The organism is Clostridium pabulibutyricum (genome assembly GCF_058242705.1).
Genome location: NZ_JBZAYZ010000006.1, coordinates 132,506 through 158,405, shown reverse-complemented (window position 1 = coordinate 158,405; position 25,900 = coordinate 132,506). Strand labels below are relative to the sequence as shown.

The window sequence follows — 25,900 nt, the reverse complement described above, 5'->3', positions numbered from 1 at the left end:
AGGAGGAAATTTATGAGCGTTTACGAAGAAATAGGTTTGAAGAGAGTAATAAATGCATCTGGAAGGATGACGTTTCTGGGTGTATCAACTATAAGCGACGAAACAGCAGAATTTGCAAAGCAGGGCGGACAGAATTATGTAGTAATAGATGATCTGTTTGACAGGGCAGGAGAAATAGTATCACAGTATACTGGAGCCGAAGATTCCTGCGTAACATCCTGTGCATCTGCGGCAATAGTCCTTTCCATAGCTGGAATTATAACAAAAGGAAGGATTGACCTGGTTCAGAGACTTCCTGAAAGCGACGGACTGAAAAACGAGATAATAATTCAAAAAGGACATGCAGTTGACTATGGTGCTCCAATGACAACAATGATAAGACTTGCAGGCGGTGTGCCAAAAGAAGTTGGATATTCAAATCTAGTAGAAAAAGAGCACATTGAAAATGCAATAAATGACAAGACTGCGGCACTTATGTATGTAAAATCACACCACTGCGTTCAGAAGGGAATGGTTTCCCTTGAAGACATGGTTGAAATTGCACACAGACACAACCTTCCTATACTGGTAGATGCAGCTGCGGAGGAAGACCTGAAAAAATACGTTAAAACCGGTGCTGATCTTGTAGTATACAGTGGAGCAAAAGCAATAGAGGCAATAACCTCCGGCTTTGTAACAGGGAAAAAGCAGTACATCTCCTATGCAAAGAAGCAGTACAAGGGAATAGGAAGAGCCATGAAAGTTGGAAAAGAGAGTATAATGGGGCTCTTAAAAGCACTTGAGCTGTATACGAATAAAGATGAAAAGAAACAGGTAGAGAGACAGAAGAGCATTGTAAATTATCTGAAGGATGAAATAAATAAGATAGATGGTTTGGAGTGCAAAATTATAAAAGACGAAGCAGGAAGAGAGATATACAGGGCAGAGGTAAAGGTGGACGAGGCAGCTCTCGGTATGAATGCGGAGCATGTTGCAGAAGAACTGAGCTCTGGAAACCCGATAATATACGGGAGAAACCACAAGGTTAATCTTGGATTCATGAGTTTTGACCCAAGGCCTATGCTTGAGGGAGACAAGGAAATTATAGTGAAGAGATTAAAGGAAATCATAAATAGATAAATAAGGAGAGATTACAATTATGGCAGGAAAAAAGATAAGCTTTTATAAAGACAAAGTTGCAATAAATGTTCTTGCAAAGGATGTAGAAAATGCAGCAGAAGTAGTTGATGCAGCAGATGGACACGTTGCGGTAGGAGTGCTCTCAAAACAGTTTAATTCAGTTGATGAAGGAATTTGCGAGGTAAAAAGATGGCTTGAGAAGATACCTACGGTATCAGTAGGACTTGGAGCAGGAGATCCAAGCCAGTGGGAAAAGGCGGCAAAGATAGCAGCAGCAACGGATGCGGGACATGTAAATGAAGTATTTACAGGAGCACCTGTGGCAAGAGGAATGCTTATGGCAAACAATGCAGAAAATACAATGGTAAATTCTCTTGTAAGCCCTACCGGAACTCCTGGAAAAGTCAAGATTTCAACAGGTCTTTTAAGTTCCAAGGCAGAAGATGCAGTTGTAGATGCAGACACAGCAGTATTGATGCTGAAGGATATGAAAGTAGACTCAATAAAGTTTTTCCCTATGGGAGGATTGAAGAGCATAGAAGAGCTTAAAGCACTTGCAGAGGCATGCGCAAGACATGATCTTCCTATGATAGAGCCGACAGGCGGAATAGATACGGAGAATTTCGAGGAAATATTGAAGACATGCCTAGATGCAGGAGTAAAGAAAGTTATGCTTCATGTATATACTTCGATTATAGACAAGCAAACTGGAAAAACAAGAACTGAGGATGTAAAGAAATTGTACGATATAATGAAAAAGCTTGCTTAAATAAATTAACAAGTAAAGAATATATATAAAAATCAGCAGAATTGCTATTTCAAGCTCTGCTGGTTTTTTTATTTAATACTTGACTCTTGTATTATACCAGAGTATATAGTATTCACTATAATGAATTTAGCTTTTCAGGAAGGTGATACTTTGCAAAATTTTATATATTCCATACCGACAAAAGTGGCGTTCGGAAGAAAAATGATAAATAAACTTCCGGAGTTTATAGGGGAATTTGGAAACAGGGTTTTACTTGTATATGGTGGAGGAAGTATAAAAAAGACGGGGTTATACCAGAATATTGCAGGACTTCTTCAAAAGAACAGTATAGAATATTACGATTTGTCTGGAGTAGAACCCAACCCCCATTTAAGTACAGTTAAGAGGGGAATTGAAATTTGCAGGAAAAATAATATACAGGTGGTTCTTCCAGTTGGTGGAGGAAGCAGTATAGATTGTGCCAAGGCTGTGGCCGCAGGATTTTATTATGAAGGAGATGCCTGGGATCTTGTTCTTGACAGCAGTCTTGTAAAAAAAGTTCTTCCAATTATTACAGTACCTACTTTGGCGGCTACAGGTTCTGAAATGGATTATTTTTCGGTTATTTCAAACGAGAAGACAAATGACAAACTTGAAATAGAAAATGAACTTTTATATCCTAAATATTCTATTCTGGATCCTGAAAATACCTTTTCCGTATCAAAATATCAAACTGCTTGTGGAACTGTAGATATAATGTCACATTTGTTTGAAGTATACTTCAATGGAGTAGAAGGTACATATTTTCAGGAACGTGTAATTGAAGGAATGCTTAAAACCTGTATACACTATGGACCTGTGGCATGCGAAAAACCAGATGACTATGAGGCAAGAGCAAATCTTATGTGGACTGCAAGCTGGGCTATAAATGGGTTTATAGCATGTGGAAAGATTGGGCCATGGCCAGCACATGCAATTGAACATCAATTAAGTGCATATTATGATGTTACTCATGGACACGGCCTTGCAGTTGTTATCCCATCGCTGATGAAATATATACTCAGCGAAAAAACCGCATATATATTTTCAAATTACGGGAAAAATGTATTTAACATAAATCCAGAATTGTCAGATTTTGAAATAGCGGAGAAAGCTATAGAGGAAACCAGAAATCTTTTTAAACACATGGGACTTTCTCTGAGATTGCGCGATATTGGAATCAATTCGAAAGACAAATTTGAGGTCATGGCTCTTAAAGCTTGCAAGTCCAGTATGGACGGATGTATTGTACCTTTACATGAAGATGATGTAATAAAGATTTATGAATCCTGTTTTTGATTTTGAATGGAGAGTGTTTATAATGGATAAAAAAGTTGAATTTTTATATTTAGATGAAGAAAATATGATAGATGCAGGTGTTCTTGATGTAAAACGGTGTGTTGAAGTTGCAGAAGAAGTGAATGTGCTTTTGAGCAAGGGGGATTATTTGATGGGAGGAAGAGACAACAATGAACATGGTATTGAAGTTATATTTCCCAAGAAATCAAAAATAGATGATTTCCCTTTGGCAGATACTAGAGACAGACGATTTATGGCTATGCCGGGATATCTTGGAGGAAGATTTCATATTGCAGGGCAAAAATGGTATGGGTCCAATGGAAGCAACAGCCAAAAAGGATTGCCAAGATCAATTCTAATGATGACATTAAATGATGTTGAAACTGGAAAACCGCTTGCAGTTATGTCTGCCAACCTTTTAAGTGCAGTTAGGACTGGAGCCATGTCGGGAGTCATAGCAAAACATCTTGCAAAGAAGGATTCAAAAATAATTGCATTAATTGGAGCTGGTGTAATAAACAAAGCGTGTATTGTAAGTATTCTGCCGTATTTTAAAGGTATAGAGAAAATAAAAATAAAAGGCAATTCTGAAGTATCAAAAACCGCAGCGAAATTAAGAAAGTATATTTTTGAAAATTACCCGGAAATAAAAAAAGTGGAAATTTGTAAAACCCTGCAGGAAACTGTAGAGAATGCTGATATCATAAGTGAGGCCGTATCTGCAAAACATGGTGAATGGCCGTTGTTTAACGGCAAGTGGCTAAAAAAAGGATGTATACTTATCTCTTCTGGAACAATGGAAATAGACAGGAATTTCTTGTGTAAGAACATGACCAAGGTAGTTGACAATATCCATATGTATGAAAATTATATTAAAACATATGAACACAGGGATGAGAAAACAGGAGAAAGAATATCAACTGGTACACCAGGGATGTTTTTTGTTGGTATGATACAGGATGGAAAAATAGACAAGAAGGATGTATATATTGCTTGGAGACATTATAAGGGGAATTTCAAAAGGAAGAACTTCAGAGGATGAGATGTTTCTCATAAGTTCCGGAGGTATGCCGATTCTTGATATTGCATGGGGATATGAATGTTATAAAAGAGCATTGGAACTTGGATGCGGCACAAAATTGAAATTGTGGAATGAACCACATTTGCTTTAATTTAAGATAACTGCTCATTGATTTGAATATGAGCAGTTAATCTTTAATTTATATTTGATTTACTATAGTGTTTGATTGGTTTTACAGGTATTTGTATTTCAGTTATAAATTCTTCTTCATCTAAAGTTTCATAACAATCTATATGACCGATTTCAATTGGATGAGAAACAATTTCAAGACTATGCTGTTTTGCAAAGGAAAGCATCTTGGGAACATATTTTTTTGTTTGCTTCAAGTTTCCCCTATAAAATAGAGAAAGGTATTTGCCTGAGGGAAGAAAGTAATTGCCGGCATAACTTGAATTCTCTGAATAAAAAAATACGTTTTCTGTTTTATAATAATCCGAGTCGGGGTTGCTGTTTTCAAGATCAAGAGTGTAACAATCGCAGGAACCTATTATAGGAAATTTTTGTTTTGTCCTGTGCATGTATTCTGTGGCTGCATATGTAACCATGCGATCGGGAAGATTGGTTTCACTGATCATTACACAAGACCTCTCGGGAAAGGACAGTATTTTTATTCTATAGAATTCAATGGAATTTTTTAAAATTCCCCTGATCGACGACAATCTTGTATTCAAGCTTTCTTTTGTCTGATATAGATTTACAATTGATTCATTTACAACATTTATTTCATGTTCAAGTAACTCCATTGAGGTGCTTAAGTTTCTGTTTTTTCCAAGTTCTTTTATTTTTTTTGAAGGAAAACGAAGTTCCATAAGTTCTCTGATTATAGCAATTTCCCTGATATCGTCTAGAGTATAGATACGGTAATTGTTTATAGGATCTCTTTTGGGAGATAAAATTCCAACTTTTTCATAGTAACGAAGAGAGTCTAGGCCTATATTGAATAATCTGGATATTTCTCCAATTTTATAATAATTGTCATTAACCATAAAATTAATCGCCCCTTTCACAATAAAATGGTATTATACTATGGGTTTTGGAAAATAACATTGCTGTATAGTTTAACAAGCGAATTTTTAATTTAAAAATATTATAAATATATATTAGTATTTTTATATTTTTAAACCTATTTAATTAACGATTTAATAAATAATATAACATAAAATATTATTTTGTCAATAAGTTTGGCGACATAAAATCATATTTAATAATTATTGACACTGGTATCATACTAGACAATATAATGTAGACGTACAAGAAAATACGGAGGAGATATTTATGGAAAGTGGTAAAATTGATTTTTTATATTTAAGTGAACAGGATATGATTAAAGCCGGCGTACTGGATGCTTCCAAATGTGTGGAAGTAATGGGAGAAGCTATGGCACTGCTTAGCAATGGAGATTATATAATGGGTGGGCCAAATCACAATGCTCATGGGATTATGCTGGAGTTCCCTAAAAAATCGTATATTCCGAATTTTCCATTAAACAATTCAAAAGATAGAAGATTTATTGCCATGCCGGCTTACCTGGGAGGACGCTTTCATATAGCCGGACAAAAGTGGTATGGATCAAATGGAAGAAATATTGAGAGAGGTTTGCCGAGATCTATACTAATGGCTTCACTGAATGATGTGGAAACAGGGGCACCGATAGCATACATGTCTGCAAATTTATTGAGTGCAATGAGAACCGGAGCCATGCCTGGGCTTGCTGCAAAGCTTTTGGCACGACAGGATTCAAGGGTACTTTCAATTGTGGGACCGGGTGCAATAAACAGAGCTTGCACTATGGCAATTATGGCATGTTTTCCTGAAATTGAAACAGTAAAAATAAAGGGAAGTTCACCTGAATCAAAAACCGCAAAAAAGATGCAGACATTTATTGAAAAAAGATATCCAGGCATAAAAAATATTAAAATTTGCTCTACATTGGAAGATGCCATAAGGAATTCAGATATAGTCAGTGAGGCCGCTTCTGTTAAAGAAGGACAGTGGCCGAAATATGAAAGGGAATGGTTTAAAAAAGGAACATTAATTATTTCTGCAAGTACATTTAATATGGATCAGGAAAGTATTGTAGATATAAGGAAAATAGTAGATGACTACAGCATGTATGAAAGTTATTCCGATGAAGATCCAGTTTTATTTGACAAGCATGGAAAAAGAAAACCTACTGGATGCATGGGTGAAGATTTTGTAAATATGGTTAGAGATGGCCTAATAAAGAGAGAAAGTATTACAAATTTGGGAGACATTATTACAGGAAAGGTTCCAGGAAGAATATCCGAAGACGAAATTATACTTGTATCAATAGAGGGGCTTCCTATAGAAGATGTTGCCTGGGGATATGAGTGCTACAAAAGTGCATTGAAAAAAGGACTTGGTACAAAACTGAATCTTTGGGACAAGTCAGCAATGCTTTAGATGATTATATGGAAGGAGATAATTATATGTTTAGAATAGATAAACATCCAATTCTTGGAGAAGACATGAAAAGAAAAAAAATTTCATTTACCTTTGATGAAAGGGAATTGAAAGGATATGAGGGAGAACCTATTGCAGCCGCACTCAGAGCTGAGGGAATCATGGTTCACAGATATACAAAGAAAAGGCATGAGCCAAGAGGCATTTTCTGTGCCATTGGCAGATGTACTGATTGTGTAATGATTGTAAATGGAAAGCCAAATGTTAGAACATGTATTACTCCTCTTGCAGAGGGAATGATTGTACAGACACAGTATGGAGTGGAAACAAAAAAAAGTTGATTTGAGGGGAGTGGTTGATATGCAAAGATACGACTTGATCGTTGTAGGGGCAGGTCCTGCAGGATTGTCTGCAGCTATAGAAGCTTCAAAGAGCGGTATGAAAACAATTGTGTTTGATGAAAATGCAAAGCCGGGAGGACAGCTTTTCAAGCAGATACATAAATTCTTTGGCTCAAAGGAAAACAGGGCAAAAATCCGTGGATTTAAGATAGGTGAGGAACTTCTAAAAAAGGCAGAGGAATATGGTGTTGAAGTAAAATTAAACTCTGTAGTAATCGGTTTGTATCCTGAAAAGGAAATTACAGTAAAAATAGATAATGATGTATTTCATTACAAAGGAGATTCAGTTCTTGTGGCAACAGGCGCCAGTGAAAATGCACTGAGCTTTAGAGGGTGGACCCTGCCTGGAGTGATAGGTGCGGGAGCTGCACAGACTATGATGAATATACATCATGTAAAACCGGGAAATAAGGTGCTTATGGTAGGCACTGGAAATGTTGGATTGGTTGTGGCATATCAATTGATGCAGGCGGGATGTGAAGTTGCAGCGCTTTTGGATGCTTCGCCTAGAATAGGCGGTTATGGGGTACATGCGGCAAAAGTCGCCAGGTGTGGTGTTCCGTTTTATCTTTCACATACAATTTTAAAGGCAGAGGGAGAGGAGTTTGTAACTGGTGCCATAATTGGAGAAGTGGATAAAAAATGGCAGATAAAGCCTGGTACGGAGAAACATTTTGATGTTGACACTGTTTGTATTGCAGTTGGGCTTTCACCAATGTCACAGCTTTTAAAACAGGCAGGCTGTGAGATGAAAAACAGCAGAGGAGGATACATTCCGGTTTGCAATGAATATGGGGAAACTTCCATTCACGGAATTTTTGCAGCAGGAGATGTATCATCAATTGAAGAGGCGAGTTCTGCAATGATTGAAGGACGTATTTCTGGAATTGATATTGCATATACCCTTGGTTATTTGAAAGGCGAAAAGAGAGAAAAGTACTGCAGCAAATTAAATAAGGACCTAGGAAATCTGAGAAAAGGCATGTTTTCTCCGGAAAATAGAGGAAAATTGCTGAAGAAAACCGATGAAGACATTGACATATCTACAAATCTTTTGGGTAAAGGTTATATATTGGATAATGAAATTTTCAAGTATCCCGGTGTAAGTAAAAATTCATGTATACATCCTGTAATTGAGTGTACACAAAATATTCCCTGCAATCCGTGTCAAGATGCATGTCCCAAGGGCTGCATAAGGATAGGAGAAAATATTACATCACTTCCGGTAGTAGATACGGAAAGTACATGCATTGGATGCGGAATGTGTGTAGCTTCCTGTCCGGGTCAGGCGATTTTTCTTGTAAATGAAGATTTTGACGAGGAACATGCAGCTGTAACCATCCCATATGAATTTTTGCCGATGCCGAAAAAAGGTGAAAAAGGAAATGCTTTAGATAGAAGCGGAAAAGTTTTGTGTGAAGCTGAAGTTGTAGGAATCAAGTCTGCTGGAGCTTTTGACAGCACAAATCTCCTCACAATGAAAGTACCGAAGGATATGGCAATGAGGGCGAGATTTTATCGCGGATAGGAGGAATTTATATGGTTGATGTAAGCGAAATTTTAAAGAAAATTGGCAATTATATTCCGGAGGAAGATGATGATATTGTTCTCTGCAGGTGTGAGGAAGTTACAAAAGGTGAGATAAGGCGTGCAATCCACAAAGGAATTTTTACCGTTGAAGAGATGAGACGTTATTTGAGGACCGGTATGGGATTATGCCAGGGACAAACGTGCGAAAAACTGGTAAAATCTATAATGGCAAAAGAACTTCAGATGTCTGTGCTTGAAATGGAGCCGGCTGTTTCCAGGGCACCTATGAGACCAATTGAAATGAAAATTCTAGGAAATGACGGAGGTAATGTGTAATGAAAAAAATTGCGGATGTTATTATAATAGGCGGTGGCATTGTGGGGAATTCTGCAGCATATTATCTTTGTAAAAGAGGAATTAAGGATGTCATTGTACTTGAAGAGTCTGAAAGTATAGGACATGGTGGTTCAAGCAGGAATGGCGGTGGAGTAAGGCAGTCTGGTCGAGATGCCAGAGAGCTTCCATATGCAATATACAGTGTTCAAAATTTTTGGCCCAATTTATCAGAGGAGCTTGGCATAGATGTGGAGTATTCTCAATCCGGAAATTTAAGGCTTGCAAAAACGGAGGCACATATAAAAAAATTGAGATATCTTGTAGACAATGCACAAAAATTGGGACTTGATGTTAAAATGATTGATGAAAAAGAGGTAAAACAGTTGTGTCCTTATCTTTCAGATGATATTATAGGAGCGAGTTGGTGTTCTACAGATGGTCATGCAAATCCAATGCTGGCTACTCTGGCATACTATAGAAGAGCGGTTGAATTTGGAGCAAAATTTTATACGGAGGCAAAAGTTTCAGAGATAAGAAAAATTCATGGAAAGGCAAGACAGGTGGTCTTGGAGGATGGTACAACTTTTGAGGGAGAAAAAATTATTCTTGCTGCAGGATATGAAAGCCGCGAAATTGCAAGGACTGTTGGAGTTGACATACCAATGACAAGGTATTTTGAAGAAGCACTTGTAACTGAGATGGAAGTTCCAATGTTTGATATGATGCTTGGTACGGCTGATGCGGATTTCTACGGACATCAGTGCAAACATGGATCTTTTGTATTCGGGTCGGAATCTGGCCTTGAAGAGGCAAATGACATGAATTTTGATGATTTAAGGACGTCTTCTCTTACGATGTCAGCTGGGTGTCGTGCAATTATGGGATACATTCCGATTTTAAAGGATGCCAAGATTGTAAGAAGCTGGGGGGGATGGCTTGATTTAAGTATTGATGGAGTCCCGGTTATCAGTTATATTGATGAAGTACCTGGATTGATACTGGCATGTGCATTTACAGGGCATGGATTTGGAACTGCTCCTGCAGTTGGGTATATGCTGGCGCAGATGGTGGAAGGGCAGGATACAGTGGTTGACATTACGGCGCTTAGGTATGACAGGTTTAAAAGTTTGAGATAGATAAAATATTTTATTGACTATGGTATTATACAATAGTTTATAATTATTTTTATAAAAATCAAGTTGGAAAATATTATTGGGGAGGCCGTATCATGAAAAAGATTGAAGCAATTATAAGACCGGAAAAATTAGATGATTTAAAGAGAATTTTATCTAAAAATGAATACAGTGGATTTACAGTAATGTCTGCTATGGGATGTGGACATCAAAAAGGCTTTAAGAATCCTGAATTTGAGAAACTTGGATTAAGTATTAACCTGCTTCCAAAACTATATGTAATGACAATTGTTTGGGATGAAGATTTGGAAAGCATATTGTCACAGATGGTAGAAAATTTGTCAACAGGCAATGTCGGGGATGGAAAGGTGTTTGTATCGGATGTGGAAGATGTAATGAGAATTCGTACAGGAGAACGTGGAAAAGACATTTTATAAAAGAAGTTTACTTAATAATATAAGGGGTGGTTCATATGGATTATGAAAACGCTGTTCCTATTGTGCAGATAAAAAATGTAAGCAAATATTTTGGCGGCAATCAGGTCCTAAAAAAAATAAATCTTGATGTTTATAAAGGAGAATTTTTAACTTTACTTGGTTCGTCTGGATGCGGTAAGACTACGACTTTGCGCATTATAGCAGGCTTTGAGACTCCAACAGAGGGCAGCGTAATAATTGCAGGAAAAGATGCAACTAATCTTCAGCCATACAACAGGGACGTAAATACAGTATTTCAAAGTTATGCATTGTTTCCTCATATGAATGTATTTGACAATATAGCATTCGGACTTGTGGAAAAGAAAATGAAGAAAAACGAGATAAAGAAAAAAGTTGAAGAAATTCTTGAATTGGTTCAGTTGAGTAATTTTGAAAAAAGAAAGCCGAAAGAAATGTCCGGTGGCCAGAAACAGAGGGTTGCGATTGCAAGAGCTCTTGTGAACAATCCAAAAGTTCTTCTTCTGGATGAACCTCTTGCAGCACTGGATTTGAAACTTAGAAAGCAAATGCAGCTTGAATTAAAGCATCTTCAGCAGCAGCTTGGAGTTACTTTTGTATATGTCACGCATGATCAGGAAGAGGCTCTTACAATGAGTGACCGTATTGGAGTAATGAACAAAGGGGTACTTGAGCAGCTTGGAACTCCAAAAGAGATATATCAAAAACCAAAGACAAGATTTGTTGCAGATTTTATTGGAGAATCAAATATATTTGAAGGAACAGTTTCAAATAAAAAAGGAGAAAAGCTTGAACTTACTTTGGAGGACGGAGTAGTGCCTGCAGTTGGAGATAAATTTAAAGAGAATGAAATAGTTTGCATATCAGTTCGACTGGAACATACAAAATTGTCTAAAGAAGAGGTAGAAGGTTTCTGCCTGAAGGGTGTTATAAAAGAACATATATATACAGGCTCAAACACAAAAACAGTAGTCCAGCTGCCTAGTGGAAAAACTGTAAGGTTAAATAATCATCCGGATATTGAACTTGAATCCAAAGGTGCGATTGTAAATGTGTATTGGGATGTGGAAAAAGCTGTTGTAATGCATACAAAGGATGATTCGCTATACAATTTAATTGATGATGCGGTATTTAAGTAGGGAGGTGAAAAATTATGATTTTACAAAAAAAGGAGAATAGAAAAAATAATAATAAACTTACGATTTTACCTATGATTGGACCTACGGGTTTATGGCTTTTTTTATTCCTCCTGCTGCCTCTTGTCTATGTAATTGCTATAAGTTTTGCAACACGAAGCCCCTATGGAGGAGTGGAATGGAAGTTTTCTACTGCAAGTTACAAACAAATATTCAATCCTCTATATATGAAGGTTGTATGGAAGTCAATAGTTTTAGCCTTTAACAGCAGTTGGATATGTCTTGTGATTTCATATCCCTTCGCATTTTTTGTAAGCAAGGTTGAACCTAAAAAAAGAGCATTTTTACTGCTTCTCATAATGCTTCCATTCTGGGTTAACGGACTTATAAGGCTTAATGGCTGGTCAAATATATTGAGGGATTCAGGAATAATAAACACTTTGCTTATGAAGCTTGGCATAATTTCATCACCAATTAAGATGATATATACAGATAATTCTGTATTGTTTGGTATGGTATATGAATTTTTCCCGTTTATGATTCTGCCTCTGCAGACGTCTATTTCAAAAATAGATCCTAGTCTTGTAGAAGCTGCTAATGACCTTGGGGCTAAAAAGATTCATACATTTTTAAGGGTTATTTTGCCCTTAACTTTGCCTGGCATATTTGCAGGTACAATACAGGTGTTTATTCCAAGTCTTGGAGCATTTTATGTGGCAGATGTAATGGGTGGAGGAAATTCTACCTATCTCGGCAATTTGATTCAGAATCAATTTATGGTAGCTAGAAACTGGTGTTTTGGAGCCGCATTTTCTGTACTTTTAATTGTGTTTACCCTGATTATTATAAAATTATATTCCAAAGTTGGTAATATGGATGAACTGGCATAGGGGGATGAAAATTATGAAAAATATCAAAAATAAAGAAAAGAAAAAATTGGGATTTCTCTCTTATACCGTTATGTTTTTGGTGTATTTGTTTTTATATCTTCCAATTATAATGGTTATAATTTATTCCTTCAATAAAAATGACAGTAATATTGTGTTCAATGGATTTACTTTGGAATGGTACAAGGAGCTTTTTCAGGGAGACCAGATTATAGACTACATGGTTCTTACAATAGAACTGGCGGCAGTAAGCACTGTTATTTCAGTTGTTCTTGGAACTCTTGCCACCATATGTATGTACAGGTATGAGTTCAAACTTAAAAAATTTATAAATGGTCTTCTCTATATACCAATTGTAATTCCGGAACTTGTAATAGGTATAGCTTCTCTTGCAGCATTTACACTTATGGGTTTCAGCATGGGGTTTGCCACTTTGGTTTTTGCCCACGTTACATTTTGTCTGCCTTTTGTAATTATTACTCTTAGAGCCCGAATTGCAGATTTTGACCAGTCAATTGAGGAAGCTGCAATGGACCTTGGAGCGAACCAATGGCATACATTAAAGAGGGTTACTCTTCCAATGCTCGTACCAGGTATAGTTTCAGGGGCTTTTTTGTCCATAACATTATCCGTTGATGATGTTGTTATAAGTTATTTTGTCTGTGGAGCAGGGCAGATTACATTCCCAATAAAAGTTTATGGAATGGTGAGAGGAAAAATATCAACTGATGTTTATGCATTATCGTCGCTTATTATATTTGTAATTGTTGTTACATATCTGATATACTTTATACTTAAAAAAGTATTTCTAGAGAAAAGGGAGGCATGATCATGAATGCTGATTTGATTGTAAAAGGAAAAATATTTACGGCAGACAGTAATATTCCCTATGCTCAGGCATTTGCAGTAAAAAATGGAAAAATAATATTTGTTGGAAAGAAAAGTGAACTTTCCGCATACTTTGGAGAATGTACCGAAGTTATTGAGAATAAAGATGGCATTATTATACCCGGTATGACTGATGGACATGCTCACGTTACGAGTACCACGGATCTTGTTTTCGGGGTAAATCTTCATGACATTGGAACTCAAGAGCAGTATATTAAAAAGATAGCACAATTTTATGAAAATAACAGTGATATAGAAATACTTTTTGGACAGGGATACCAGAACGGAGTTTTTGACAACCTGGGTCCTACAGCAGCTATGCTTGATGAAATTTCAAAGGATATTCCGATTATAATGTTGAGCGAAGATGAGCATACATTCTGGGTTAATTCAAAAGTAATGGAAATCAGTGGAGTAAACGAGAAAACTCCTGAAGTTGAAGGAGGAGTTATAGTTAGATATCCAGGTAGTAAAAAACCAACGGGATGGCTGAAAGAACTTGCCGGTGATTTAATACAGGGTATTATGCCGCATTATAAAAAAGAAAATTACAAAAAAGGAATAATTGCATATCAGGATATTGCACTTTCAACGGGAGTGACCAATGTATTAGAACCTATGATTGATAAAAGAAAAGATTATGATGTAAGGTATAAAGCTTATATGGAGCTTGCAGAAGAAGGAAAACTAAAAGTTACCTTTACCGGAGCATATCCAATTGAACCTAATGACAATGTTGACGAAATATTCAAAAAAGCAGAAACAATTAAAAATAAAATTCATAATGAAAAGATTAATATTACGACTATTAAAATATTTATAGATGGTGTAATTGAAGCACATACTGGATTTTTAAGGGATGAATATGCAGATTCTCCAGGTGATTTTGGAAAAAGCCTTTTTGATATAGAGACACTAAAAAAAATAGTAAAAACAGCTATGGAGGAAGGATATGTAATTCATACTCATGCTATAGGAGATGCAGCTCTTGATTATATATTAGAGGCATATGAATATGCTCAGAATGAAACAGGGATATTTGACAGGAGAAATGCTGTCACTCATCTTCAAATTGTACAGGAAGATCAAATAAAGCTTATGAAGAAGCTTAATGTAGTAGCAGTAGTAAATCCATACTGGCATTTTAAAGATCCGCTTTATTATGAAAAGCTTGAAATCCCTTTTCTTGGAAAGAAGCGTGCAGACAAACAATATCCTGTAGGATCGTTTATAAAAAATGGAGTGGTTACAAGTCAGGCAAGTGACTGGCCGGTTACTGTTCCGGCAGATACCATGACAAGTCTTCATCTTATGGTGAACCGATTTGAGCCTGGAAGCAAGAAAATTGAACCGCTTAATCCGGATGAGAGAATTTCTGTAGAAGATGCAATTTTGGTGCTTACGGTAAATGGAGCTTATGAGAGCAATCTGGAGCATAGAAAGGGAAGCATATCTGTAGGAAAAGATGCCGACTTTGTCGTTCTTGACAGGGACATATTTGCTGTCGATAGCTCTGATATTTATAAAACGCAAATATGTAAAACGTATATAAATGGAAAATTAGTATTTAACAGGGGGGAATAATTATGAAAAAAAAGGTTTTTATTGTTTTGATGTGCTGTGTTATGATTATTGGAGTTTTTTCGGGATGTGGAGACTCCAAATCAGCTAAGAATGGTTATGCAGATAAAATATATCTCTACAACTGGTCTGAATATATGACACAGGACGTACTTGATGGATTTGAAAAGGAATATGGAATTAAGGTTATACAGTCGACCTATGAATCAAATGATGAGATGATGGCAAAACTTACTGCAGGAAAAAAAGGACAATATGACATTGCGGTTCCTACAAATTACTATATTAATTCAATGAAAGCAAAGGGGCTTCTCGAGCCATATGACAAGAATTCAATTACAAATTTGAAGAACATAGATCCGAGTTATAGAAATTTGGCGTATGACAAGAACAATGAATATACGGTTCCTTATATGGGCACTGTGAGCCTGTGGGTTGGAAATAAAAGTATGCTTGATAAAGCAGGTGTGACTGTAAAGAAAATGAGTGACTTGAAAAATGATGCACTTAAAAACAATGTTGTTATTACAGATGATCCTCAAGATGATACTGCTGTGGCACTTACAGCCATGGGAAAAGATCCTACAAGTCAGGATGTGAATACAATAAAATCTACGGCAGGTTACTGGGAAAGCATCAAGGGCTATGTAAAATCAATTTCAGATGTAAGTGATGCGAGAACAATGCTTGCAAGAGGAGAAATTGCGCTGGCGAATGTGTATAGTGGGGACGCTCTCCAGGCAATGGAACAGAATAAGAATCTTGAAATTGTAATGGATGATGAGAAAAAATCATTTTCTGTTGATAACTTTGTGCTTCTAAAAGGAAGCAAGCATAAGAAGGAAGCAGAATTATTTATTAACTACTGCTTGAGACCTGATGTATCGGCAAAACTTACAGAAGCCTATAAATATGTAAGCTTGAATAAAGCGGCAGTTTCAAAATTGCCAGAAAGTCTTGCAAAGAATAAAGCTTGTGTATTAACTGACAAGATGAAGAAACAACTATTCTATCTCAATAATTTTAATGCCGATGCAACTTCTGCAATGGTGGATGTTATGACGAGAGTTAAGTCTTCAAGATAAATTTGAAATCAGGACTGTTACATTTGTAATGGTCCTGATTTTTTAGAAAGGAAATAATGAAATATGGATAAAAATATTAAAATTAGAGGAACTGTATATCTTGTAATCTGCAGTTTAATATGGGGAAGTTCTTTTGCGGTTGTAAAGGATTCAATGGAGTCACTGACTCCAATTTGGAATCTTGCAATAAGGTTTATATTTGCATCCGTTTTTATGATTTTATTTTGTTTTAAAAGCCTGAATAAATTTTCAAAAGCAAATATAAAAAATGGAATAATTTTAGGAGGTATTCTTTTTTGTGCCATGTTTTTTCAGAGTGAAGGAATTAACATGACGACTGCCGGGAAAAGTGCGTTTATTACCAATATATATGTGATATTGATTCCATTTGTACAATTTTTTTGGAAAGATAAAAAAATTAAATCAAGAGATATAATTGCTGCATTTATCTGTATGTCTGGAATTGGTTTTATTACTCTTGACAATGGCTTTAAAATAGGCCCCGGCGATCTATTATGCCTCTTGTCAGGAGTGATTTATACATTTTATATTATAAAGATTGACGAAATTCCAAAGAAAGTATCCTCCGTGGGAATTCATACTATTCAGATTGTAACATGCTGTATTTTTGCAGTTGCGGCAGCGTTTTTATTAGAGACGTTTCCAGAAAGTATCAGCGAAAAAGCTTTATTTGGGACTTTTTATTGTGGAGTATTTGAGCTCGGAATAGGATTTTTGCTTCAGCTAAAGGGACAGAAAATTATTTCACCAGGTATAGCTGGAATTATTATGTCTTTTGAAAGTATAACAGCATGTATTTTTTCATATTTTATATTGGGAGAAAATCTTTCTTTGAAGATTCTTGTTGGTTGTATAATGGTTTTGATTTCAATCTTGATTCCAGATGATAGCAATCTTGATGCAATTTGATGCATTGTGTTGATTATTTACTATAATATATATATAATTAAAATCTATAAATGCAAGAAAATGCAGAATATTATTAGAATTGTTTTTCGTAAAATTTATTTAACTTAGGGGAAATGATGTGAAATGAAGATAACATTAAATACAATAATGAAAACAAAACTTTTTGAGAATGCTAGATTGATAGCTGGAAAAGGTGGACTTGACAATGAAATTAAGTATGTAGATGTCGCAGAAGTACCAGACATTAAAAAATGGCTTAGAAAAGGGACATTTCTTCTTACAACAGGTTATTTGATGAAAGATAATAAAAAAGTTCAGGAGAAATATATCCTTGCTTTTATTGAAGCTGGCATAGCTGCACTTGGAATAAAAGTTGGACGGTTTATTGATGAAATTCCGGATTATGTTGTGGAAATTGCCAACAAGAAAAATTTCCCAATAATTCAGCTTCCTAAGGAAATAGCATATATCGATGTTATAAATCTTGTTCTTGGTATGGTATTAAAAAATCAATCTTATATAATTGACAAAACCAATAGAATACATAATCAACTCGACAAATTGATACTCCTTTCAAAAGGTTCCAAATCTATTATAAATATGATAAATAAAGAGATAAAGAAGGATATATTACTTCTAGACAATAATTTCAATGTACTTGAGAAGAGTGGAGACCATAAACGAATATCTTCTTTTAAAGAAAAAATTATACCTAAGCTCTCCTCATATAAAATAAATATTTCAAGAAAGATACGAATTGAAGGAGTTAACATTCTTGCGACTCCTGTAAAAGTAAAAGATATAAGTTATGGTTATATAATTTGTATTGATATAGAAGATGATGAAGAATATTTTAAGATATATCTTGAAATGACTGCTACAAATATTTGTATAGAAAATTTAAAGAAAAAAATTGAAGTTGAGACGGAAATAAGAACCAGAGGCGATATAATTTATAATGTTTTGCTTGGAAATACAAAAAATAAAGATGTAGTGAGGAATCTTGCGAGAAGTATACAGTGGGATTTAAATAAAAGATATTTTGTTGCAGTAATGACTATAGAAAAAATTGAAATAGAGAACCTTGATTACAATTATATAAATTTGATAAATATTGTTAAAAGATGCCTGAGGGAATATAATTGCAGCGGAATTATAACATGTAAAATAGAAAAAATAATTATATTAATTGATTGCAGTGATATTCCAGGAAAAAATGAAAAGAATTATATGATCAATGTATGTACCAGGATATCGGAGGAATTGAATGCAGTATATAAGAAAGTAGTCCATTGCGGTATAGGAAATGGATTTTACCCTTTGAAAGGGCTTGATATAGGATATAACCAGGCGCTTATGGCACTTGATATTGCAAATTTGAAAACAGGAATTTCTGTAAAGCATTATAATGATGTAGAATTATATGCTTTCTTAAAAGAAAATATTTCAATGGAGTCACTGATTTATTTTCATGAAAAACACTTAAATTTGCTTGTAGAATATGATAAAAAGCGTAATGTTGATTATTTGAACACTCTCAGAGTATATTTCGAAAGCAATGGCAATAATCTTCTTTGCTCAAAGAGATTGTTTATTCATAGGAATACTTTAAAAGCAAGATTAAGTAAAATAGAAGATATACTTAACAAAAAACTGGATAATTATAATGACAGGCTATATATTCAACTTGCACTTGTAATACATGATATCATAAAATAAATTTCATTGTACAAAAAGCACAATAAAATACAAAAATAAATGTGAAATGTTAACGTGGATTAAATAATTAAATAATGATAATATTTAAGCATATAATGCAATAATTATAAAAAAAGTAAAGCATATTATTAATACATCATTAAAAATATTATTCTAATTTAATGGCTACAATAATTAGATATCATATATTTTTAGAGGAAATTTATATAAAAAGGGCATTGGAGGGATTAGTGTGCAAAGATTCAGGATAGGTGTAATCAGAGTTGTTACATTAAAGGATAAGAACTTAGCCGATCTTCATGGAAAACTTTTGGAAAAGTATTTTGATGAATTTGAAAGTGAAAGCTTTTGCATAGAGAATCAACCCGAGGGAATACATGACGAGCTTTCTTATAAGGTTGCTTATCCGAAAATTATAAAAATTGCAAAACAGATTCAAAATAAATTCAATGGACTGGTTGTAAGCTGTGCAGGGGATCCGGCTGTATCCGAACTAAAACAGATACTTGAGATACCTGTTACAGGTGCAGGAGAACCTACAGCGAGGCGCAGTATGAAATATGGGAATAAGGTAGGCGTCATTGGAATAGAAGAAAAGGCACCTAAAGTATTTGAAGAAGTTTTAGGCGACAAGCTTGTAAAGTACATAAGACCTCAGAATATATACAATACAAATGATCTTCAGACAGAAGAAGGCAAACTGTCGGTTGTTAAAGCAGGACAGGATATGAAAGATTCTGGAGTTGATGTAATAGCACTGGCATGTACAGGAATGTCCACTGCCGGAGTATCTGAGATGCTAACAGAGAAAATTGGAATCGAGGTTGTTGATCCGGTATATTCAGAGGGTGCTTATCTTAAGGATTTATTTTAAAAGTGTAGAATTGGGGTGATTTTAAAATGAATGAAAAATGCAAGACAAAGCTTGACATTGATATGGCTCGGGCAGCTGTACTTGGAGGAGCATTTCTTGGAGGTGGAGGCGGAGGATCTCTTGAAAAAGGTATGAAAACTGCTGAAGAAGCTATTGAGATAGGAGATATATATATTGTTCCATCTAAATTTATTTGTGATGATGACTTTATAATAACAGCTTCTGCAGTAGGATCTCCTGCATCCAAAGAAAGTTCTGTGACTGCAGATGACTGTAAAAGGGCATACGAAATTTATGAAAAAAATTCAAAACACAAAATATCAGGAATTATAACAAATGAAAACGGAGGCCACTCAACAACAAATGGATGGATATTGTCAGCAAGCACAGGAATACCGATAGTTGATGCTCCATGTAATGGAAGGGCTCATCCTACTGGAAAAATGGGAAGTATGGGACTTAGCATGGATAAATCCTTTAAAACGCTTCAAGTAGCTGTAGGAGGACCAAGAGACAAGTATTTGGAAATTTCAGCGTATGGAAGCATCGAAAGTACTTCCAGTATGGTAAGAATGGCGTCGGTTGAAGCTGGAGGTCTTGTAACTGTACTAAGAAACGAGGTTAGTGGAAAATTTGTTAGAGAAAATGCAGCAGCAGGTGGAATTAAAGATGCTATTGAAATTGGAGGGGCTTTTCTGAAATTTAGAGGTGATGCTGACAGAATAGTTGATGAAATATCCAAAATAATGGAAGTTGAAGTTTTAGCTGAAGGTATTGTTTCAAAATGCGAACTTGTAACAAAGGGTGGATTTGATCTTGGAAAAATCAGCATTAAATCGGTAGGAACTACAGTTGATGTGGACTTTTGGAATGAATACATGACTGCAGAGATGGATGGAAAGAGAATAGCAACATTTCCGGATCTCATAGTGACGCTGGATCTTAATACAGGTGATGTAAAATCAAGCGCACAAATAAGGCAGGGGGATAATGTCAAACTTATAAAAATTGACAGGAAGTATCTCAAGCTGGGAAAAGGTATGTACGATAAGGCTCTATTTAAAGAAGTTGAAAATGTAATTTCTAAGGAAATGATAAAATATAATTTTTAAATTGGAAGGAAGAGATGATTTATATGCTTAAACAAGTAATGGATATGTACGAGTTATTGGATAAAAAAGATGCTAATGGAAAAGAAGTTGCAGATTACCTGAAACAAAGAGGAGCAGATGATGTTTCTGTTGAAAAGGTGGGTTCTGAAAAAGGAAGTACAGATTTTATAAAAGTATTTATAAAAGGAATCCATGGGAAGAGCTCAGGTGGTTCAGCACCTACTTTAGGTATAATAGGTAGACTTGGTGGAATTGGTGCGAGACCTGAGGTTACAGGTTTTGTGTCAGATGGAGATGGAGCACTTACAGCATTGTCAGCAGCACTTAAACTATCTGAAATGAAGAAAAAAGGAGATCAGCTGGAAGGAGATGTGTATATTACTACGCATATTTGTCCTGATGCACCTACAAGAAAGCATGAACCAGCACCATTTATGGATTCTCCTGTAAGCATGGATGTAATGAACAAGCTTGAGGTAGTGGATGATGTGGATGCAATAATTTCAATTGATACTACAAAGGGAAACAAGATTATAAACACACGAGGCTTTGCAATATCAAATACTGTCAAGGACGGATATATATTAAAAGTAAGTGACAACCTTCTTGATATAATGATAAGAACTACGGGAAAGCTTCCAAATGTATTTCCTATATCACAACAGGATATAACTCCTTATGGGAATGGACTTTATCATTTGAACAGTATACTTCAGCCTTGTACTGCAACGTCTGTTCCTGTAGTTGGTGTTGCAATTACAACGGAAACTGTTGTAGCAGGATGTGCTTCAGGTGCAACTCACGAGATTGATGTAGAAGAAACAGGAAGATTTGCAATTGAAGTTGCAAAAGACTTTGGAAAAGGAAAGTGCAGCTTTTATGATGAGGAAGAGTTTAAAGAAATATTGAATCTTTATGGAAGCCTTGAAAAATTTAAAGGCAAAGGGGAATGAAAATGAAGAAAGTTCAAGTCTCGCTTTTGGTGGAAGAGTCTAAACAGCTTATTGCCTTAGGAATATGTGAACATCCTCTTTTAAAGAATTCGCTCAAAGACGGCAGGGTTGTTCTGAAAGGAGGTACCACTGTATCAAAAATATCTGAAATTCTGATTGACAAAAAACTCAGAATAAGTGGGAGAATAACGGGAAGAGGTACTGTGTCAGGTTTAAATGAGGATAAAAATCCTCATACAGTACTTTTGGAAAACAAATTATTTAGAAATATCGATAATTGCATAAATGATGAATTTTTAAAGCTTGGAAAAGATGACCTGTTTATATGCAGTGCCAATGCTGTTGATTCTAATTACAATGCTGCTATGATGGCTGGAAGCGGCGGAGGAGGAAATATAGGAATGGCTCTGAATGCAATTTATTCAGAGGGTGTTCCGGTTTTAATACCCGTAGGTATAGAAAAGATGATTCCAGGAGATATTGAAGATATAATAAAAAAAACGGGTAGGAAAGGAAAGAATCTGTCGTGGGGGATGTCTGTGGGACTTCTGCCTATAAAAGGAGAGGTAATCACGGAAATTGAGGCTGTCAAGTACCTTGCTGATGTAGAATGTCAGGCAATAGGAGCTGGCGGTGTAGGCGAGGCTAGTGGAAGTACAACACTTGACATATGGGGCAGCGATTCTGAAGTCGATAAAATAATAAATATTATTAAGCCTATAAAAGAAAATAAGATTGAATTATCTGGAAGTTCAGAATCTTTACAAGAATGCTCTTCAGGTTGTGTAAGTTGCGGCAGACATATCGGATGCGGATATAAGTCAGGAGAACTGGTTCCTACTGATGAATCTAAAATTGGTGTAATTACAATAGGTCAGTCTCCAAGAGTGGATTTGGTACCTGAGATCCAAAAGGTTCTTGGAGACGGGGTTCGAATATTCGAAGCCGGCGCCCTTGATGATTTTACACTTGACGAGGTAAATGAAAAGTTTAAACCTGGAATTGAAGATGCTGTACTTGTTACAAGAATGAGAGATGGTTCACAGGTCAAAATAGCAGAAAAATATATACTTGAGCTCCTTCAGAAATGTATAAACAAGCTGGAAAAAAGAGGAATACAGACGATACTTTTAGCCTGTACAGGTAAGTTCCCTCCTTTTGAGAGTCATGGGATACTGATAAAGCCGCAAAAAGTTCTTCAGCCATTGGTGTCTAAGCTTATGGAGGGCGAAAAAGTAGGAGCTATAGTACCAAGTTCGGATCAGTTCGAGCAGATGAAAAAATGGTGGGGTGAAAATGGAGTAGAAGTTGAGCTTGAAGCTGCATCTCCCTACGGTGACATTGAAAATATAAAAAGAGCTGCTTCAAATTTAAAGAAAAAGAATGTAAAACTTATTTTTATGGATTGTATAGGATATACAATGGAGATGAAAGAAAAAGTAAAATCTATTACTGGAAAATCAGTTATTCTTCCAAGGACACTTATATCAAGGATAATAGCTGAAATATTATAAAAATGATTGGGGGCTAAAAAAATGGATATGAATGAACATATTGAAAGAAACAAAGAAGGAAAAAAAATACACCCTAGTATATTTGAACCTTCTGCTTTTATAGTAAATTTATTGTGTGCAATTCTTGGAGCAATTATTGGAATGCAGCTTGTTACAACACTCGGAGTTACACCAAATACATCAATTATAGGTGCACTTATAGCAATGCTTATAGCAAGGCTTCCCGTGTCTATATTTAACAAATTCAAGTCAATCCACAGGCAAAATATTGTGCAGACATCCATATCATCTGCTACCTTTGGAGCTGCCAATAGCCTTATGATACCTATTGGAATACCGTTTCTCATAGGAAAACCTGATCTTGTAATACCGATGCTTTTGGGAACTGCTGCTGCAATGTTTATAGATGCAACTGTTTTGTATAACATGTACGATTCAAAAATATTTCCAGCTGAGGGGGCATGGCCTCCAGGGGTAGCCACTGCGCAATCAATTATAGCAGGTGACGAAGGAGGAAAGAAAGCCGGACTTCTTGGAGTAGGTGCAGTTGTAGGGTTGATTGGTTCTTATATGAATGTGTCAATGTCAGCTTTCGGAATATCGTTTATAGGTAATATATGGGCACTGTTCATGTTTGGAGTTGGTCTTCTATGCAGACAATATTCAGGCAGTCTGTTTGGTATTAATGTAGATAAGTTATACATACCACATGGGCTTATGATAGGAGCTGGAATTATTGCAATAATTCAGATTTTTGTAGTAATTTTAAACAGCCAGAAAAAAACTCTGGATGGGTCAAATGAGAAAGAAGGACATTATACCCGTTCAATATCACATTTTAAACGTACATTTGTACTTGGATATGTGGCATATCTTATAGTGGCGGCACTTATAGCTCTTGCAAGTGGGCTTTTTACAAAAATGTCACCTGGAATGCTTATAGGATTTATAATTTATGCAGCCGTAGCGGCTTTTGTTCATGAACTTCTGGTAGGAATTGCATCAATGCATTCAGGATGGTTTCCTGCATTTGCAATTGCATTTATAACTTTGACTATAGGTATGCTTGTCGGATTTCCACCTCTGGCACTTGCTATTCTTGCAGGCTTTAGTGCTGCTACAGGTCCTGCATTTGCTGACATGGGTTATGATCTCAAGGCAGGATATATACTTAGAGGAAATGGTAAAGATAAGGAATATGAAATTCTTGGAAGAAAGCATCAGTATATAGCAGGAATATTTGCGTTTTGTGTAGCAGTTATAGTTGTTCTTCTAAGTTATAAAGGCTATTTTGCACAAAATCTTCTTCCACCTGTTGATAAAGTATATGTTTCTACTATAGAAGCAGGTGCATCTCCTGAGGTTGCAAAACAACTTCTTATATGGATGGTTCCAGGAATTGTTCTTCAGCTTGTAGGCGGACCAAGCAGACAGCTTGGAATTATGTTTGCAACGGGACTTCTTATAACATCTCCTAATGCATGTTGGGCAGTACTTGTTGGTATTTTGATAAGAAGTATTGTAATAAAGACAAAAGGAAAAGAGGCAGAAGCTGCAATGAGTATTTTTGCGGCAGGTGTAATTGCGGGTGATGCTTTATACAGCTTTTTCAATTCAATGTTCAAGTTGAAAAAATAATACTTAGAAAAGGTGATTTTGTTGGATTTGTTAAAAGGAAGTAAAATAATAATTGAGGACTGCCTTGGAGTTGATAAAGATGAAAGTGTTCTTGTTGTTACAGATGAAGTTAAAAAGAACATAGGTGAGGCTTTATTCAGCGAGGCACAAAATAAAGCTGGAGAGGCAGTTCTAATGGTAATGAAGTCGAGAAGTGTAAGTGGAGAGGAACCGCCATCTGTAGTTGCGGAAGCCATGAAAAATGCTGATGTGGTTGTATGTGCTACAAATGCATCTCTCACCCATACAAATGCAAAAATAAATGCTGTAAAAAATGGTGCGAGAATTGGAACAATGCCTGGAATAACTGAGGAAATGTTTTCAAATGGTGCAATTACAGCGGATTATGGCAAGGTTGAGGAGCTTACTTTGAAAATAACCGATCTTCTTACAAAAGCCAAAACTGCTAAGATTGTAAAAGACAACTGCACTTTGAAGTTGAATCTTGAAAACAGGAATGGAGTGGCAAGTACAGGTGTCTATAAGAAACCGGGAACCTCTGGAAATCTTCCATCTGGTGAAGGTTTTATAGCACCGGTTGAGGGAACCACGGAAGGTGAAATGATTATTGACGGAAGCATGGTGGGAGTTGGAAAACTGTCTGAACCTCTTCATGTCAAAATAGAAAAGGGCGTGCTTGTTGAGCTTAAAGGAAAAGATGCGGATAAACTAGGTGTACTTTTCAATAACAAGAACAATTCAAGTGTATGTGAACTTGGAATAGGTACCAACATGAATGCAAGGATTACGGGAATAATTCTTGAAGATGAGAAAGTGTATGGAACAGTTCATATAGCATTTGGTACAAATACATCTTTTGGAGGAAATATAAAGGCTGACTGCCATATGGATGGAATAATACTTGAACCGGATTTGTATTTGGATGATGTGCTTGTTTTGAGCAAAGGAAAATTTTTATAAAATATTAAGAGATTTGTTTACAGGATTAATCTGTATAACCTTCAAGCAAGTTATACAG

General features: G+C 35.8%; 25 protein-coding genes. 24 read left to right on the top strand and 1 reads right to left on the bottom strand.

Annotated elements, in window-relative coordinates; genetic code table 11:
- The first annotated feature begins 12 nt into the window (after positions 1-12).
- The 5 genes from AC4CVH_RS08785 to AC4CVH_RS08765 all read left to right on the top strand — a co-directional run bounded on the left by AC4CVH_RS08785 (position 13) and on the right by AC4CVH_RS08765 (position 4,377).
- On the top strand, positions 13-1,119 hold the full coding sequence (locus AC4CVH_RS08785) for a DgaE family pyridoxal phosphate-dependent ammonia lyase (RefSeq protein WP_490787383.1): 1,107 nt from the start codon (positions 13-15) through the stop codon (positions 1,117-1,119).
- A 19-nt stretch (positions 1,120-1,138) separates the two neighbouring features.
- Positions 1,139-1,888, top strand: coding sequence for a 2-dehydro-3-deoxy-phosphogluconate aldolase (dagF, locus tag AC4CVH_RS08780; protein ID WP_490787382.1), 750 nt, complete (start codon positions 1,139-1,141; stop codon positions 1,886-1,888).
- A gap of 150 nt (positions 1,889-2,038) precedes the next feature.
- Positions 2,039-3,205, top strand: coding sequence for an iron-containing alcohol dehydrogenase (locus AC4CVH_RS08775; protein WP_490787381.1), 1,167 nt, complete (start codon positions 2,039-2,041; stop codon positions 3,203-3,205).
- 22 nt (positions 3,206-3,227) lie between these two features.
- On the top strand, positions 3,228-4,247 hold the full coding sequence (locus AC4CVH_RS08770) for a Rossmann-fold NAD(P)-binding domain-containing protein (RefSeq protein WP_490787380.1): 1,020 nt from the start codon (positions 3,228-3,230) through the stop codon (positions 4,245-4,247).
- The gene (locus tag AC4CVH_RS08765; protein ID WP_490787379.1) at positions 4,195-4,377 is read left to right on the top strand and encodes a hypothetical protein; all 183 of its coding nucleotides are present in this window, start codon (positions 4,195-4,197) and stop codon (positions 4,375-4,377) included. The genes AC4CVH_RS08770 and AC4CVH_RS08765 overlap by 53 nt, the downstream gene beginning before the upstream one ends.
- A gap of 43 nt (positions 4,378-4,420) precedes the next feature.
- On the opposite strand, the gene AC4CVH_RS08760 is transcribed toward AC4CVH_RS08765, so the two are convergent.
- Positions 4,421-5,272 (bottom strand): MerR family transcriptional regulator, encoded by an 852-nt coding sequence (locus AC4CVH_RS08760; protein ID WP_490787378.1) that lies wholly within the window; start codon positions 5,270-5,272, stop codon positions 4,421-4,423.
- A gap of 289 nt (positions 5,273-5,561) precedes the next feature.
- On the opposite strand from AC4CVH_RS08760, the gene AC4CVH_RS08755 reads away from it, so the two are divergent.
- The 19 genes from AC4CVH_RS08755 to AC4CVH_RS08665 all read left to right on the top strand — a co-directional run bounded on the left by AC4CVH_RS08755 (position 5,562) and on the right by AC4CVH_RS08665 (position 25,842).
- Positions 5,562-6,710, top strand: a complete 1,149-nt coding sequence (locus AC4CVH_RS08755; RefSeq protein ID WP_490787377.1) for a tyramine oxidase subunit B — start codon at positions 5,562-5,564, stop codon at positions 6,708-6,710.
- Between the two features lie 26 nt (positions 6,711-6,736).
- Positions 6,737-7,051 carry a (2Fe-2S)-binding protein gene (locus AC4CVH_RS08750; protein WP_490787376.1) on the top strand — a complete coding sequence of 105 codons (315 nt, stop codon included), beginning with the start codon at positions 6,737-6,739 and terminating at the stop codon, positions 7,049-7,051.
- A gap of 19 nt (positions 7,052-7,070) precedes the next feature.
- Positions 7,071-8,639: an FAD-dependent oxidoreductase gene (locus AC4CVH_RS08745; RefSeq protein ID WP_490787375.1), complete on the top strand. Its 1,569-nt coding sequence runs from the start codon at positions 7,071-7,073 to the stop codon at positions 8,637-8,639.
- Between the two features lie 11 nt (positions 8,640-8,650).
- The gene (locus tag AC4CVH_RS08740) at positions 8,651-8,977 is read left to right on the top strand and encodes a (2Fe-2S)-binding protein (RefSeq protein ID WP_490787374.1); all 327 of its coding nucleotides are present in this window, start codon (positions 8,651-8,653) and stop codon (positions 8,975-8,977) included.
- The gene (locus AC4CVH_RS08735) at positions 8,977-10,113 is read left to right on the top strand and encodes an NAD(P)/FAD-dependent oxidoreductase (protein WP_490787373.1); all 1,137 of its coding nucleotides are present in this window, start codon (positions 8,977-8,979) and stop codon (positions 10,111-10,113) included. Before AC4CVH_RS08740 ends, AC4CVH_RS08735 begins: the two co-directional genes overlap by 1 nt.
- A gap of 92 nt (positions 10,114-10,205) precedes the next feature.
- Positions 10,206-10,547: a P-II family nitrogen regulator gene (locus tag AC4CVH_RS08730; RefSeq protein ID WP_490787372.1), complete on the top strand. Its 342-nt coding sequence runs from the start codon at positions 10,206-10,208 to the stop codon at positions 10,545-10,547.
- Positions 10,548-10,582: 35 nt separating this feature from the next.
- Positions 10,583-11,704 carry an ABC transporter ATP-binding protein gene (locus AC4CVH_RS08725; RefSeq protein WP_490787371.1) on the top strand — a complete coding sequence of 374 codons (1,122 nt, stop codon included), beginning with the start codon at positions 10,583-10,585 and terminating at the stop codon, positions 11,702-11,704.
- A 14-nt stretch (positions 11,705-11,718) separates the two neighbouring features.
- Positions 11,719-12,591: an ABC transporter permease gene (locus AC4CVH_RS08720; protein WP_490787370.1), complete on the top strand. Its 873-nt coding sequence runs from the start codon at positions 11,719-11,721 to the stop codon at positions 12,589-12,591.
- 13 nt (positions 12,592-12,604) lie between these two features.
- Entirely contained in the window at positions 12,605-13,417 is an 813-nt protein-coding gene (locus AC4CVH_RS08715) for an ABC transporter permease (protein WP_490787369.1), read from the top strand.
- Between the two features lie 2 nt (positions 13,418-13,419).
- Positions 13,420-15,060, top strand: coding sequence for an amidohydrolase (locus AC4CVH_RS08710; protein WP_490787368.1), 1,641 nt, complete (start codon positions 13,420-13,422; stop codon positions 15,058-15,060).
- Positions 15,061-15,062: 2 nt separating this feature from the next.
- Positions 15,063-16,142 carry a polyamine ABC transporter substrate-binding protein gene (locus tag AC4CVH_RS08705; RefSeq protein ID WP_490787367.1) on the top strand — a complete coding sequence of 360 codons (1,080 nt, stop codon included), beginning with the start codon at positions 15,063-15,065 and terminating at the stop codon, positions 16,140-16,142.
- Positions 16,143-16,205: 63 nt separating this feature from the next.
- The gene (locus AC4CVH_RS08700) at positions 16,206-17,072 is read left to right on the top strand and encodes a DMT family transporter (protein WP_490787366.1); all 867 of its coding nucleotides are present in this window, start codon (positions 16,206-16,208) and stop codon (positions 17,070-17,072) included.
- 123 nt (positions 17,073-17,195) lie between these two features.
- Positions 17,196-18,791: a PucR family transcriptional regulator gene (locus AC4CVH_RS08695; protein WP_490787365.1), complete on the top strand. Its 1,596-nt coding sequence runs from the start codon at positions 17,196-17,198 to the stop codon at positions 18,789-18,791.
- A gap of 232 nt (positions 18,792-19,023) precedes the next feature.
- Positions 19,024-19,665 carry an aspartate/glutamate racemase family protein gene (locus tag AC4CVH_RS08690; RefSeq protein ID WP_490787364.1) on the top strand — a complete coding sequence of 214 codons (642 nt, stop codon included), beginning with the start codon at positions 19,024-19,026 and terminating at the stop codon, positions 19,663-19,665.
- Between the two features lie 26 nt (positions 19,666-19,691).
- Positions 19,692-20,777 carry an S-methyl thiohydantoin desulfurase domain-containing protein gene (locus AC4CVH_RS08685; RefSeq protein ID WP_490787363.1) on the top strand — a complete coding sequence of 362 codons (1,086 nt, stop codon included), beginning with the start codon at positions 19,692-19,694 and terminating at the stop codon, positions 20,775-20,777.
- A gap of 23 nt (positions 20,778-20,800) precedes the next feature.
- The gene (locus AC4CVH_RS08680; protein ID WP_490787362.1) at positions 20,801-21,730 is read left to right on the top strand and encodes a DUF1177 domain-containing protein; all 930 of its coding nucleotides are present in this window, start codon (positions 20,801-20,803) and stop codon (positions 21,728-21,730) included.
- A 2-nt stretch (positions 21,731-21,732) separates the two neighbouring features.
- Entirely contained in the window at positions 21,733-23,244 is a 1,512-nt protein-coding gene (locus AC4CVH_RS08675) for an AroM family protein (RefSeq protein ID WP_490787361.1), read from the top strand.
- A 21-nt stretch (positions 23,245-23,265) separates the two neighbouring features.
- Positions 23,266-24,882, top strand: coding sequence for an OPT/YSL family transporter (locus AC4CVH_RS08670; protein ID WP_490787360.1), 1,617 nt, complete (start codon positions 23,266-23,268; stop codon positions 24,880-24,882).
- Between the two features lie 12 nt (positions 24,883-24,894).
- A complete protein-coding gene (locus AC4CVH_RS08665; protein ID WP_490787359.1) occupies positions 24,895-25,842 on the top strand; it encodes an aminopeptidase in 948 nt (315 codons plus the stop codon).
- Positions 25,843-25,900 lie beyond the last annotated feature (58 nt).